7 protein-coding genes are annotated in these 14051 nt (G+C 67.6%); all 7 read left to right on the forward strand.

Annotated elements, in window-relative coordinates:
- Positions 1-52 precede the first annotated feature (52 nt).
- The 7 genes from ACRSCF_RS14530 to ligA all read left to right on the forward strand — a co-directional run bounded on the left by ACRSCF_RS14530 (position 53) and on the right by ligA (position 14051).
- The gene (locus ACRSCF_RS14530) at positions 53-2128 is read left to right on the forward strand and encodes a flotillin family protein (protein WP_016446960.1); all 2076 of its coding nucleotides are present in this window, start codon (positions 53-55) and stop codon (positions 2126-2128) included.
- A 166-nt stretch (positions 2129-2294) separates the two neighbouring features.
- On the forward strand, positions 2295-7841 hold the full coding sequence (locus ACRSCF_RS14535; RefSeq protein ID WP_244451642.1) for a DNA repair ATPase: 5547 nt from the start codon (positions 2295-2297) through the stop codon (positions 7839-7841).
- A 246-nt stretch (positions 7842-8087) separates the two neighbouring features.
- Positions 8088-8732: an aldehyde dehydrogenase iron-sulfur subunit PaoA gene (gene paoA, locus ACRSCF_RS14540; RefSeq protein WP_047470280.1), complete on the forward strand. Its 645-nt coding sequence runs from the start codon at positions 8088-8090 to the stop codon at positions 8730-8732.
- Positions 8729-9679, forward strand: a complete 951-nt coding sequence (locus ACRSCF_RS14545; protein ID WP_244451643.1) for an FAD binding domain-containing protein — start codon at positions 8729-8731, stop codon at positions 9677-9679. The genes paoA and ACRSCF_RS14545 overlap by 4 nt, the downstream gene beginning before the upstream one ends.
- A gap of 4 nt (positions 9680-9683) precedes the next feature.
- Positions 9684-11936 (forward strand): aldehyde oxidoreductase molybdenum-binding subunit PaoC, encoded by a 2253-nt coding sequence (gene paoC / locus ACRSCF_RS14550; RefSeq protein ID WP_034368911.1) that lies wholly within the window; start codon positions 9684-9686, stop codon positions 11934-11936.
- Positions 11937-12226: 290 nt separating this feature from the next.
- Positions 12227-13567, forward strand: a complete 1341-nt coding sequence (locus ACRSCF_RS14555; RefSeq protein WP_244451644.1) for an MFS transporter — start codon at positions 12227-12229, stop codon at positions 13565-13567.
- Between the two features lie 76 nt (positions 13568-13643).
- Positions 13644-14051, forward strand: a complete 408-nt coding sequence (gene ligA, locus ACRSCF_RS14560; RefSeq protein WP_047328087.1) for a protocatechuate 4,5-dioxygenase subunit alpha — start codon at positions 13644-13646, stop codon at positions 14049-14051.

Genomic DNA, 14051 nt, shown 5'->3' on the forward strand with positions numbered 1-14051 from the left:
CCTTTGCGTTTTTCAGCGTTTTCACAGATAGCAATTCACAGGGGAGATTCGCATGAACATGAGCAACATGGAGTGGTACATCGTCGCCGGGGTGGTGATCGGTTCCGTCTTCGTCGTCATCCTCGGGCTGTTCGCCCTGGTCAAGGCCTTCTACATCAAGGTCCCGCAGGGCACGGCGCTGATCATCAACGACACCACCTCGCAGCCCAAGGTCAAGTTCACGGGCGGCCTGGTGCTGCCGGTGATCCACAAGAAGGAATTCATGCAGATCTCGCTGCTGACGCTGGAGATCGACCGGCGCGGCAAGGAAGGCCTGATCTGCCGCGACAACATGCGCGCCGACATCACCGTGGCCTTCTACCTGCGCGTCAATGAAACGGCCGAGGACGTGCTCAAGGTGGCCAAGGCCATCGGCGTGGACCGGGCCTCGGACAAGACGGCCGTCAACGACCTGTTCAACGCCAAGTTCTCCGAGGCGCTCAAGACCGTGGGCAAGCAGATCGAGTTCGTGAAGCTGTTCGAGAACCGCCAGGATTTCCGCGACCAGATCATCCATGTCATCGGCAACGACCTCAACGGCTATGTGCTGGAGGACGTGGCCATCGACTATCTGGAGCAGACTCCCAAGTCCTCGCTGGACCCCAACAACATCCTGGATGCCGAAGGCATCCGCAAGATCACCGAGCTGACGGCCAACCAGAACATCGTCACCAACGAGCTCGAGCGCAACTCCGACCTGGCCATCACCAAGAAGAACGTGGAGACCAAGGAAGCCATGCTGGCGCTGGAGCGCCAGCAGGCCGACGCCGAGGCCCGCCAAAAGCGCGAGATCGCCACCATCCAGGCGCGCGAGCAGGCCGAGACCCAGAAGGTGCAGGAAGAAGAGCGCCTGAAGGCCGAGCAGGCCCGCATCCAGACCCAGGAGCAGCTGGACATCCGCGAGGAAAACCGCCAGCGCGAAGTGGCCGTGGCCCAGCAAAACCGTGAGCGTGCGGTGGTGATCGAGGTCGAGAAGGTCACGCGCGCCAAGGAGCTGGAGATCGTGGCCCGCCAGCGCGAGGTGGAGCTGCAGCGCATCGAGAAGGAAAAGGCCATCGAGGTCGAGAAGGCCAACATCGCCAACGTGGTGCGCGAGCGCGTGGTGGTGGAAAAGTCCGTGGCCCAGGAAGAGGAACGCATCAAGGAAGTGCGCGTGGTCTCCGAGGCCGAGCGCATGAAGCAGGTCACCGTGCTGACTGCCCAGGCCCAGGCCGAGGAAGACCTGGTGCGCCAGGTCAAGAAGGCGGAGGCCGAAGAGGCCGCCTCGCGCCACAAGGCCGTGGAAGTCACGACCATGGCCCAGGCCGAGCTGGAGGCGGCCAGCAAGACCGCCGAGGCCAAGAAGAAGCTGGCCGAGGCCATCGAGGTCGAGCGCGCCGCGCCCGGCCTGGCCGATGCCAAGGTGCGCGAAGTCACGGCCGCCGCCCTGGAAAAGGAAGGCCTGGCGCAGGCCAGGGTGATCGCCGAGAAGATGATGGCCGAAGCCAAGGGCCAGCAGGAAAAGGGCCTGGCCGAGGCACGCGTCATCGAGGCCACGGCCGACGCCAACGAAAAGCAGGGCCTGGCCGATGCCAAGGTGCTGGAAGAACGCCTGCTGGCCCAGGCGCGCGGCGAGGCCCAGGTGGGCGCGACCAAGGCCTTGGTCACCCGCGACGTGGGCACGTCCGAGGCCGATGTGCTGCGCGACAAGCTCTTCGCCGAGGCCAAGGGCCTGACCGAGAAGTTCACCGCGCTGGCCTCGCTGTCCGACCAGGCGCGCTCGCATGAGGAGTTCCGCATGCAGTTGGAAAAGAATTTCGAGCAGGCGCTGGCCGCTATCGAAGCCAACAAGAGCGTGGCCAAGGACCAGTCCGAGGTGCTGTCGGCCGCGCTCAGCAAGGCCAACATCGACATCGTGGGGGGCGAGGGCGCCTTCTTCGACAACTTCGCCAAGGCGCTGTCCGTGGGCAAGGCCGTGGAAGGCGTGGCGGGCAAGAGCCCCATCGTGCAGGACCTGATCGGCAAGTTCCTCAGCGGCAAGGGCGGCGCATCGCTGCTCAACGCGCTGGGCGACGGCAAGGGCCTGCCGCCCACGCCGAGGGTCGACTGAACGGTCGATTCAACGGCCGCCTGAACGGGGCGGCCGCCCGGCCGCTCCCTCCACCGGCTGCCCAGCCTCCCGCATCCGCCTTCGTCTTCGCCTGCCTGCCCGCCCGTCTGCCGGCCGGCGGGGAAAGGCGTGAATGGTCCCTGACACGCGAAAGCCCGTGACGCCCATGTCCCAACTGTCCCCATCGTCCACACCGTCCTCACCGCCCCTCTCCCCCGACACTGCCGCCTCCGCCGTGGACCAGGCAGTCGCCAGCGGCGGCTCCTACGAAGTGCTGGCCAAGCGCCTGGACGGCCAGGGGCAGGCGCTGGAGGCGCTGGTGCGCCAGCTCAACGAGGAGCGGCTGGAGGAATTCGGCCGCAGCCAGATGGAAGTCATCGGGCGCATGCGCGTGCGCACCGAAAACAACTGCCTGGGCCGCGACATCGCCCAGGTCGGCGGCTACCTGCTGTTCGGCTACAACGTCTTCATGGGCCTGAAGCAGTCCACGCGCGTGGAAGACGTGTTCGGCCTGTACCGCCTGCACGAGGGAGAGCAGGGCTACGAGGTCACTCCCGTGGACCTCAAGGACAGTTTCCTGGGCATACAGAGCTTCGTGCAGGACTTCCAGGAGCTGTACGCCTACTACAAGAACACGCGGCTGATGCAGCTGGCCGTGCGCGACGGCAAGCTGCTGGCGAGCTTCCAGATCGGCGAGCGCCTGTCCGATGTGCGCGTGTTCCGCTGGTCCGTGCCCGTGGACGGCCAGCCCATACGCTACATAGACAACCGCGGCGAGCGCGACATCGAACTGCCTGCGCCCCATGACTTCGAATGGCAGCGCGCCGGGCGCGAGCAACTCGTGCAGGGGCGCCACCCGCACATCAACGTGCTGGACAAGGTCTTCGTCGAGACCCTGGGCGGCACGCTGACCATCAAGGTCGAGAACAACACCAACGACGGACTGGGCATCTACAGCGAGCCCGTGCAGGAGAAGAACCAGTCGCTGGACGACGCCGTGTTCGAGTACGCCGCCGTCGGCAGCCTGATCCTGCTGAAGATCCTGCCCTACCGCGAAGAGCAGTGGCGCTACCTGATCTTCAACACCGTCTCCCGCCAGGTGCTGCGCATGGATGCCATCGGCGCGGCCTGCATCCAGCTGCCGCAGGACCACGGCATCATCTTCCCGGGCGGCTACTACCTGCAAAGCGGGGAGAACCGCTCGTTCGAGCAGAACATGCAGGGCATGCGCTACCGGCGCAGCATCCGATCGCCCAACGGCGAGGACGTGCTCTACGTGTTCTACGAGCCCGAGAGCGGGCGCATGGCGCTGTTCAAGTACAACCTGATCGAGCGCGCCCTGCAGCCGCCCATCATCGGCCACGGCCATGCGCGCATGGACGACGGGCGCATCGTCATCTTCGCGGCCGAGAGCAACGAAGCCTCGCGCGTGCACCCCATGCAGGTCTGGCGCACGCCCTTCGCCTCGGACGACTACGCGGCGCGCCAGCCTCAGCGCGACAGCTTCCTGGGCCGCATCGGCAATGCCGAGCTGGTCAGCGGCATCTCGGACCTGTACAGCGTGCGCAAGGAAATCGCGGCCACCGAGGTCTCGCTGCCGCGCTACGAGCGCCTGATCGACGCCGCGCGCCGCCTGTTCGAGCGCTACCACTGGCTGGGCGCGCCGCAGCTCAAGGGGGTGCACGAGACCCTGCTGGGCATCGTCGCCACGGGTGATGCGGTCATCGACGAGTACGAAAAGGTCGAGAGCATCCGCAATGCCTCGGCCAAGGCCATGGGCGAGGTGTCCGGCCGCCATGGCCGGTTGCTCAAGCAGTTGCGCCTGGCGGACTGGAAAGGCATTGGCGAATACGTGGATGCGCTCACCCAGCTGGGCCAGCTGCGCGGCCAGCTCATGGCCACGCGCGACCTGCGCTATGTGGACCAGGCCGCCATCGACACCATGGTGCAGGGCGTCAACGAGGCCCAGGCCGATGTCTCCCAGCGCACGGCCGCCTTCATTGCCACCGACGAGGCCATGCAGCCCTATGCCGAGCAGCTGCAGGCGCTGGACCAGGCTGCGCAGGCGGCAGCCACGGTGGCGCAGATCAACGAGCCGCTGGCGCGCATGGCCGACATGGCGGCTGCGCTGGACATGCTGTCCGAGCTGATGGGCAGCCTTTCCATCGACGACGCCACGCAGCGCACCCAGGTGGTGGACCGCATCTCGGCCGTCTACGCGCGCCTGAACCAGGTGCGTGCACGCGCCGAGCAGCGCAGGTCGGGCCTGGGCGGCGCCGAGAACGTGGCCCAGTTCGCGGCCCAGCTGGCGCTGTTCTCGCAAAGCATCGTCAGCGCCCTGGGCCTGGCGCAGACGCCCGAGAAATGCGACGAGCAGCTGGCGCGCCTGCTGGTGCAGCTGGAGGAAATCGAAAGCCGCTTCGGCGAGCACGAGCAGTTCCTTGGCGACATCATGGCCAAGCGCGAGGAAGTGCTGGAGAGCTTCGAGGCGCGCCGCCAGTCGCTGCAGGACGAGCGCCAGCGCAAGGCGCAAGGCGTGCTGGACGCGGCGCTGCGCATCGTGCAGAGCCTGCCCAAGCGCACCGAGAAACTGGCCAGTGCCGACGCGCTGCATGCGTTCTTTGCAGGCGATCCGCTGATCGGCAAGCTCAAGGAGCTGTCCCAGCGCCTGCGAGAGCAGCTGCACGACCCGGTCAAGGCCGACGATATCGACGGCCGCGTCAAGAACCTGCGCGACCAGGCGTTTCGCGCGCTGCAGGACCGCAGCGAGCTGTACGAAGGCGGCGGCGCCATCATCCGCCTGGGCCGCCACCGCTTCAGCGTGGGCAACCAGGAACTGGACCTGACCCTGCTGCCGCGCAACGGCGCACTGTTCCTGCACCTGGTCGGCACCGAGTATTTCGAGCCCGTGGACAACCCCGAGCTGGCCGCTTTGCAGGCCTACTGGGATGCCTCCACGCCGGCCGAATCGGCAGACTTCTATCGCGGTGAATACCTGGCCCTGGAAGTGGTGCAGGCCGCACGCCAGCGCCGTGACGGCTGGAGCGAGGCCCGGCTGGCCCAGTTGCTGCCCGACGAGGCGGCACTGACCCAGGCCATCCGCGAATTCTCCGCGCCGCGCTACCGCGAAGGCTATGAGCGCGGTATCCACGACCATGATGCGGCCCGCATCCTGCAGGTGCTGCTGCCCCTGCGCGATGCCGCCGGCGTGCTGCGCTTTGCGCCCCACGCCCGTGCGCTGGCCCTGCTGTTCTGGAGCGCACATGCCCAGGTGCAGCAGCCGCAGCTGGCTGCCGCCATGGCGCAGTGGCCGCTGCGCGCCCAGCAGGCCCAGGCCATGCAGCAGATGTTCGGCAGCGAGGCCGAGCAGCTGAGCCTGCGCGCCGACATTGCCGAGCGCCTGCGCGCCTATGCCGACGAGCGGGGCCTGCTGCGCGACCTGCTGCCAGGACAGGCGGCGCCCGCAGACAGCGATATCGACAGCCTCATCCACGGCGCCGCCGACTACCTGCAGGCCGAGCTGGCGCAAAAGGCCGTGCGCTTTTCCTTCTCCAGCTACAGCCAGTCGGCCATTGCCGCACTGCAGGCCGCCGTGCAGCAGCAGGCCCAGCCGCTGCAGCGCTGGGAGGAAATGCAGGCCTACTGGCAGGGCGAGGACCGGCACGACAAGCCTTTGGCGCCGCTGGACCAGCGCTGGCGCAGCGCGCTGCACTGGCTGCAGACCGCCTGCCGCGCGCTGGACGACGGGCAAGGGCAGGCCTGGCTGGCCTATTGCGGCGAAGCCGCCGCCTGGCTGTGCTGCGCCGGCCCACTGCCCTGCAAGGTCAGCAATGTGGACCTGCGCCATGAAGTGCCGGGCCTGCTGGGCCAGCATCCGCGCATTGCGGACGGCCGCATGTGGCTGCAGATCGACGACCTGGGCCAGCGCGCCGCGCGCCATTTCCGCAGCTTTGTCCCCGAATTCGGCCGCTACCAGGCGCTGCGCCAGCAGCTGCTGCAGGACTGGCGCTCGCGCGTGCGGGTGGACGAATTCAAGGCCCGGCCGCTGTCGTCCTTTGTGCGCAACCGGCTCATCAACGAGATCTACCTGCCCGTGATCGGCGACAACCTGGCCAAGCAGATCGGCGTGGCTGGCGAGAACAAGCGCACCGACCAGATGGGGCTGCTGATGATGATCTCGCCGCCCGGCTACGGCAAGACCACGCTGATGGAGTACGTGGCCAACCGCCTGGGCCTGATCTTCATGAAGATCAACGGCCCGGCGCTGGGCCACTCCGTGCGCTCGCTGGACCCGGCCCAGGCGCCGGACGCCACGGCGGCCAAGGAGCTGGAAAAGCTCAACCTGGCGCTGGAGATGGCTAACAACGTGATGCTGTACATCGACGACATACAGCACACGCACCCCGAGTTCCTGCAGAAATTCATCTCGCTGTCGGACGGCACGCGCCGCATCGAGGGCGTGTGGAAGGGCCAGACCCGCACCCACGACATGCGCGGCAAGCGCTTTTGCGTGGTCATGTCGGGCAATCCGTACACCGAGTCGGGCGAGGTCTTCAAGATCCCCGACATGCTGGCCAACCGTGCCGACATCTACAACCTGGGCGATGTGCTGGGCGGCATGCAGGAGGTGTTCAAGCTCAGCTATATCGAAAACAGCATGACCTCGAACGCCGTGCTGGCGCCGATGGCCACGCGCAGCTTGCAGGACCTGTACCTGCTGCTGGACAAGGCGCAGGGCAGGGATGTCTCGGGCAACGCGCTGTCGCACGACTATTCATCGGCCGAGCTGCGCGAGATCGAGGCCGTGCTGGCCCGCATGGTGCAGGTGCGCGAGCTGGTGTTCAAGGTCAACCAGCAGTACATCCAGAGCGCCGCGCAGGACGACGGCTACCGCACCGAGCCGGCCTTCAGGCTGCAGGGCAGCTACCGCAACATGAACAAGCTGGCCGAAAAAATCACCCCGGTGATGAACGACCAGGAAATGCAGCAGATGCTGGCCGACCACTACCAGGGCGAAGCGCAGATGCTGACCACGGGCGCCGAGGAGAACCTGCTCAAGCTCGCCGAGCTGCGCGGGCAGATGAGCGACGAGGACAGCGCCCGCTGGCAGCAGATACGCCAGCAGTTCCTGCGCCGCCAGGCCGCAGGCGGCGCCAATGCCGACGCCGCCACGCGCGTGACGGCGCAGCTGGTCGATCTGGTCGCCGCCACGCGCGAGGTGGCCCAGTCGGTGGCCCAGCCCCAGCAGCAGGCGATGCAGGAAGGCGCCGCCGAACAGTCCCAGCTCCTGCAAGCGCTGCAGGCACTGCTGGCCCGGCTGCTGCAGACGCAAAGCGCCGCAGGCGACTCGCTGCACGGCATACGCGAGCTGATGGCGCAAAGGGCGGCCAGCGAGCCCGCCAGCACCCAGGCCGGCACCCCGTCGGAGGTGCAGGCCGCCCAGGACCGTCAGGCCCTGGTTCACATGCTGGGCCAACTGCTGACCCGGTCGCTGGCCCAGTCCCTGCAACCCGTGGTCACGCACCTGGACCAGGCCCGCCGACAGCAGCTGGGCCTGCACCGCGTGCTGATGCAGGTGGCCACGCGCATGCAGGAGCAGATCGACGCCCAGCGCGCGGGCCGTCCCGTGCCGGCTGCGGGCGCCATACGCTCCGAGGAAATCGACAAGGCCTTCGAGCGCATGCAGCGCGGCGACATGCCGCCTGCGGCCTAGGCGCAGCGCCGGGGCCGGGGCCGGGGGAGGGCCCATCGGCAAAGGCTGGGGCGCCTTGCTGGCGCTGCCTTTGCATGGGCCGGGGGCCCTCGCACGTCTGCATGCGCTGATCCGTCATCGGACAACCCGATGTCCCGGACGTTGGACCATCACCTACAACCCGGGGCGCGTCCCGAACCGATGCTTGGAGTGGCGTGTTCGCAGCAGTGTGCACGCCCCACGAAGAGCCAACACGATGGACGCCCCATGGAACACAACTCCCAGCTTTCCGTTTCGCGCAGGGACCTGCTGATTGCAGGTGCCTCCACGGCTGCGGCAACGGCCGTGCCTCGATCGGCCGGCGCGCAAGTGCAGCCTCCCTCCATCCCCGAAGGGGTCCAACTGCCCGTCACCCTGCAGGTGAACGGCCAGGAACACCGCCTGGACCTGGACACCCGCACCACGCTGCTCGACGCCCTGCGCGAGCATCTGCACCTGACCGGCACCAAGAAAGGCTGCGACCATGGCCAGTGCGGGGCCTGCACGGTGCTGGTCAATGGCCGGCGGGTGGTGTCCTGCCTGAGCCTGGCCGTGATGAACCAGGGCGCCGCCGTGACCACCATCGAAGGCCTGGGCACGCCGCAATCCCCGCACGCCATGCAGGCCGCCTTCGTGCGGCATGACGGATTCCAGTGCGGCTACTGCACGCCGGGGCAGATCTGCTCTGCCGTGGGCATGCTCGACGAGATCCGGCAAGGCATGCCCAGCCATGCCAGCGAAGACATCGTGGCCCAGCCCCTGGTGTCGGCCCATGAACTGCGTGAACGCATGAGCGGCAACCTGTGCCGCTGCGGGGCGTATTCCAACATCGTCGATGCCATCACCGAAGTGGCGGGGGAGGGGCGGACATGATTGCCTTCACCTACGAACGCGCCCAATCCCCCGCGCAGGCTGCCGCCGCCGTGGCGGCCCGGCCGGGCGCCCGCTTCATTGCCGGGGGCACGAATCTGCTGGACCTGATGAAGCTGCAGATAGAAACCCCCGTGCATCTCGTCGATGTGAACGGCACCGGCATGGACACCGTGGAGCCCACCGCGCAGGGCGGGCTGCGCATAGGCGCGCTGGTGCGCAACAGCGACCTGGCCGCCCATGCGCGCGTGCGGCGTGACTACGGCGTGCTGACGCGCGCCCTGGTGGCCGGCGCCTCGGGCCAGCTGCGCAACATGGCCACCACAGGCGGCAATCTGCTGCAGCGCACGCGCTGCCCGTATTTCTACGACACCAATATGCCGTGCAACAAGCGTGTGCCGGGCAGTGGCTGTTCGGCCATTGCCGGCGTGAGCCGCCAGCATGCGGTGATCGGCGGCAGCGAGGCCTGCATTGCCACCCACCCCAGCGACATGGCCGTGGCGCTGCGCACGCTGGACGCCACGGTGGAAACCATCCAGGCCGACGGCAAGGCCCGCGTCATCCCCATTGCCGACTTCCACCGGCTGCCCGGCAGCACGCCGCATGTAGAGACGGCCTTGCAGGCCGGCGAACTGATCACCTCCGTCACCCTGCCGCCGCCGCCAGGCGGCACGCACATCTATCACAAGGTGCGTGACCGCGCCTCCTATGCCTTTGCGCTGGTGTCGGTGGCCGCCATCGTGCAGCGCGACGGCAGCGGGCGCGTGGCCCTGGGCGGCGTGGCGCACAAGCCGTGGCGTCTGGAGGCTGCCGAAGCGTTGATGCCGCAGGGCGCCAAGGCCGTCACCGACCGCCTGCTGGCAGGCGCCCGGCCCACGCACGACAACGCCTTCAAACTCACGCTGGCCGAGCGCACGCTTGCCTCCGTGCTGGACCAGGCCAGGAACTGACGCCATGAAATTCGACACCCCCGCAACGGTCAACCCCATTGACCAGCTCAAGATCATCGGCCAGCCGATGAACCGCATCGACGGCCTGCTCAAGACCACCGGCACGGCGCCGTATGCCTATGAGCGGCATGACGTGGTCCAGCACCCGGCCTATGGCTATGTGGTGGGCTCGGCCATCGCCAAGGGCCGCATCCGCAGCATCGGGCTGGCGCAGGCAAGCCGCGCGCCCGGCGTGCTGGCCATCGTCACCGCACAGACCGCTGGCAAGCTGGGCCAGGGCAAGATGAACACCGCGCCGCTGCTGGCAGGCCCCCAGGTGGCCCACTACCACCAGGCCGTGGCCCTGGTGGTGGCGGAAACCTTCGAGCAGGCGCGCGCTGCCGCGCAATTGGTCCGTGTGGACTACGAGCCCGTGGCTGGCGCCTATGACCTGGCCAAGGCCAGGGACTCCGCCGTGCCACCCGACAGCATCAATGGCGATGCGCCGGACACGGCCATTGGCGATTTCGAAGGCGCCTTCGCCTCTGCCCCCGTGAAGGTGGACGCCACATACACCACGCCAGACCAGTCGCACGCCATGATGGAGCCCCATGCCACGCTGGCCGCATGGAAGGGCGACCAGCTCACGGTATGGACCTCGAACCAGATGATTGCCTGGGGGCAGGGCGAGCTGGCAAAGACGCTGGGCATTCCCAAGGACAAGGTGCGCCTGGTCTCGCCATTCATCGGCGGCGGTTTTGGCGGCAAGCTGTTCCTGCGGGCCGATGCACTGCTGGCCGCATTGGGCGCCCGCGCGGCAGGCCGGCCCGTCAAGGTCGCACTGCAGCGCCCGCTGATGGCCAACAACACCACGCACCGCCCGGCCACCATCCAGCGTGTGCGCATCGCGGCAGGGCAGGACGGCAGGATCACCGCCATCGGCCACGAAAGCTGGTCGGGCGACCAGCCCGGAGGATCGGCGGACGGTGCCGTGGACCAGACCCGCCGCATGTATGCCGGCACCCATCGCATGACCGCCACGCGCCTGGCCGTGCTGGACTTGCCCGAGGCCAATGCCATGCGCGCCCCCGGCGAAGCCACGGGGCACATGGCCCTGGAAGTTGCCATGGACGAGCTGGCGGAAAAGCTCGGCATCGACCCCGTGGAGCTGCGCATCCGCAACGACACCCAGGTGGTGCCGGACAGCGGCAAGAAGCCGCAACCCGAGGCGAAGGAGGGCACCCCTGCCCAGGAGCACAAGCCGTTTTCCCGCCGTGAGTTCGTGCAGTGCCTGCGCACGGGCGCCGAGCGCTTCGGATGGAGCAAGCGCAATCCCCAGCCGGCCCAACGGCGCGAAGGGCGCTGGCTGATCGGCCTGGGCATGGCCGGCGCCTACCGTGGCGCGCCTGTCATGAAGTCCGCCGCCCGCGTGCGCCTGGACAGGCAGGGCATGCTCACCGTGGAAACCGACATGACCGACATCGGCACGGGCAGCTACACCATCATTGCCCAGACGGCGGCCGAGATGCTGGGCCTGCCGCTGCAGCAGGTGCGCGTGCGGCTGGGCGACTCCGGCTTTCCCGTGTCTGCCGGCTCGGGCGGGCAATGGGGCGCGGCCAGTGCCACCTCCGGCGTCTATGCCGCCTGCGTGAAGCTGCGCGAGGCCGTGGCGCGCAAGCTGGGCATGGACCCGGGGACGGCCGAATTCGCGGATGGGCATGTGCAGGCGGGCGGCAAGCGCCGGGCCCTGGCCAGCGCTGCCGGCGACGGCGACCTGACGGCCGAGGATGCCATCGAATTCGGCGTGCTCGACAAGAAGATGCAGCAGTCCACCTTTGGCGCCCACTTCGTGGAGGTCGCCGTGGACGCATTCACCGCCGAGGTCCGCGTGCGCCGCATGCTGGCCGTTTGCGCGGCCGGCCGCATCCTCAATCCCAAGACGGCCCGCAGCCAGGTCATCGGCGCCATGACCATGGGCGTGGGCGCGGCCCTGATGGAGGAGCTGGCCGTGGACACGCGCCTGGGCTTGTTCGTCAACCACGACCTGGCGGGCTACGAGGTGCCCGTGCATGCCGACATCCCGCACCAGGAAGTGATCTTTCTGGACGAGGTCGATCCCATGGCCTCGCCCATGAAGGCCAAGGGTGTGGGCGAGCTGGGCATCTGCGGCGTGAGCGCGGCCATTGCCAACGCCATCTACAACGCCACCGGCGTACGCGTGCGTGACTATCCGGTCACGCTCGACAAGCTGCTGGCGGGGCTGGGGAGGCTGGCATGACAGGGGAGTGCACCTGAGGCAGCCCGCTCAGGCCCTGGATTCTTGATGAACGAAGGCCGGTCACCTCTGGGTGGCCGGCCTTTTTGCATGTAGCCATCAATAGAACGCATAGCTTGCGCGTCCGTCGGCATTGGCCTGGAGAGGCTGGCGTGGAGATACTTTTTGCACTGGGAAATGTCGGCGCTGTGCACTCCGAACACAGGCCGCCCCGGTTTCCCTACAACAGAACCTGGCCTGGGTGCAAAGCGCCTGCCAGGGCAAAGAGACAACCTGCTCCGACAAGGACTTGTATGAAAGATATCCGCAAGACGATGGACGAGGGCGCCATGGCGCCGTTCCAGTGGCTCGCCGTGGCCATCTGCATCCTGCTCATCATGCTGGACGGCTTCGATGTGCTGGTGATGGCCTTCACCGCCTCGGCCGTCGCTGCCGAGTGGAAGCTCAACGGGGCGCAGCTGGGCGTGCTGTTCAGTGCCGGGCTGATCGGCATGGCCATAGGCTCGCTGTTCCTGGCGCCCGTGGCCGACCGCCGTGGCCGGCAACCCGTCATCGTGCTGTGCCTGGTCGTGGTGTCCGTGGGCATGCTGCTTTCTGCCGCAGCGCGCAGCTATGTGGAACTGGCAGCCCTGCGCGCCATGACGGGCGTGGGCATTGGCGGCATGCTGGCCAGCGTGGGGGTGATCACCTCGGAGTATTCATCGAACAAATGGCGCAGCACGGCGATTGCGCTGCAGGCCACGGGCTATCCGATTGGCGCCACGCTGGGCGGGCTCATGGCCGCCTGGCTGCTGGCACACCATGGCTGGCGCTCGGTCTTTGTGTTCGGCGGCCTGGCCACGGCGCTGATGGTGCCCATCGTGCTGTGGCGGCTGCCGGAGTCGGTGGACTTTCTGTTGGGCCGCCGCCCGGCACGTGCGCTGGAAAAGCTCAACCGGCTGATGGCGCTGATGGGCCATCCTGCCTTGCTGCAGCTGCCTGCACAGGCCGGCGGCGAATTCCGGCAGGGCAACACCGTGGCTGCCCTGTTCAGGAACGGCCTGGCGCGCCCCACGCTGATGCTCTGGGCCGGCTTCTTCCTGCTGATGTTCAGCGTCTATTTTTCGCTGAGCTGGACGCCCAAGCTGCTGGTGCAGGCCGGCCTGTCGGCACAGCAGGGCGTGACGGGCGGCGTGCTGCTCAACCTGGGAGGCATTGCCGGCGGCAGCCTGTTCGGCCTGCTGGCAGTGAAGGTGAGGCTGCGGCATCTGGCCATGGGCAGCCTGCTGCTGAATGCCTTGTTCACCGCGCTGTTCGGCCTGGCCTCGGCCAGCCTGGGCTGGGCGTTTGCCGCAGCGGTGGGCGTGGGCGTGTTCCTGTTCGCCTCCATGGCCGGGCTGTACGGGCTGGTGCCGGCCACCTATCCGGCCCAGGTGCGCGCCACCGGCATGGGCTGGGCCATAGGCATTGGGCGCATAGGCGCCATCGTGGCGCCCGCCATGGCCGGCCTGCTGCTGGACGGCGGTTGGCAGCCTGCGTCGCTGTACTACGTCTTTGCCTTGCCGCTGATTGCCGCGGGGCTGGCCGTGTGGGCCACGGGCGCCGGCCGCACCCTGGCGCCGATGGGTGGCGCGCTGCGAGCGCCTGGTGCTTGATCCTTGAACCCCTATCCGTGAGCACGCGCCCGAGCGCCCAAGCGCTCAAGCGCTCAAGCGCAGGAGAAACACTTCCATGGCATTGGACAAACCCTATCTCGACGTACCGGGAACCACGGTCTTCGACGCCGAGCAATCCCGCCAGGGCTACTGGCTCAACCAGTTCTGCATGTCGCTGATGAAGGCCGAGAACCGCGAGCGCTTTCGGGCTGACGAGCGCGCCTATCTGGGCGAATGGGCCATGACGGCCGAGCAAAGACAGGCCGTGCTGGACCGCGACCTGAACCGCTGCATTGCGCTGGGCGGAAACATCTACTTCCTCGTGAAGATCGGCGCCACCGACGGCGTCAGCGTGCAGAACATGGTCTCGACCATGAGTGGCATGAACGAGGAGGACTACCGCCAGATGATGCTGGGCGGCGGACGCAGCATCAATGGAAACCGCTACCTGCATGAGCAGGAACGACAGGAAAAAGGCAACTGA

Origin of the sequence: Delftia sp. 11MD (assembly GCF_050907895.1) — a bacterium.
Classification (GTDB): Bacteria; Pseudomonadota; Gammaproteobacteria; order Burkholderiales; family Burkholderiaceae_C; genus Comamonas; species Comamonas tsuruhatensis.

Excerpts from the sequence above, each read along its gene's own strand:
- ligA (WP_047328087.1), top strand. The coding sequence starts at position 13,644 with ATGGCATTGGACAAACCCTATCTCGACGTACCGGGAACCACGGTCTTC.
- paoC (WP_034368911.1), top strand. The coding sequence starts at position 9,684 with ATGAAATTCGACACCCCCGCAACGGTCAACCCCATTGACCAGCTCAAG.
- ACRSCF_RS14555 (WP_244451644.1), top strand. The coding sequence starts at position 12,227 with ATGAAAGATATCCGCAAGACGATGGACGAGGGCGCCATGGCGCCGTTC.
- ACRSCF_RS14530 (WP_016446960.1), top strand. The coding sequence starts at position 53 with ATGAACATGAGCAACATGGAGTGGTACATCGTCGCCGGGGTGGTGATC.
- paoA (WP_047470280.1), top strand. The coding sequence starts at position 8,088 with ATGGAACACAACTCCCAGCTTTCCGTTTCGCGCAGGGACCTGCTGATT.
- ACRSCF_RS14535 (WP_244451642.1), top strand. The coding sequence starts at position 2,295 with ATGTCCCAACTGTCCCCATCGTCCACACCGTCCTCACCGCCCCTCTCC.
- ACRSCF_RS14545 (WP_244451643.1), top strand. The coding sequence starts at position 8,729 with ATGATTGCCTTCACCTACGAACGCGCCCAATCCCCCGCGCAGGCTGCC.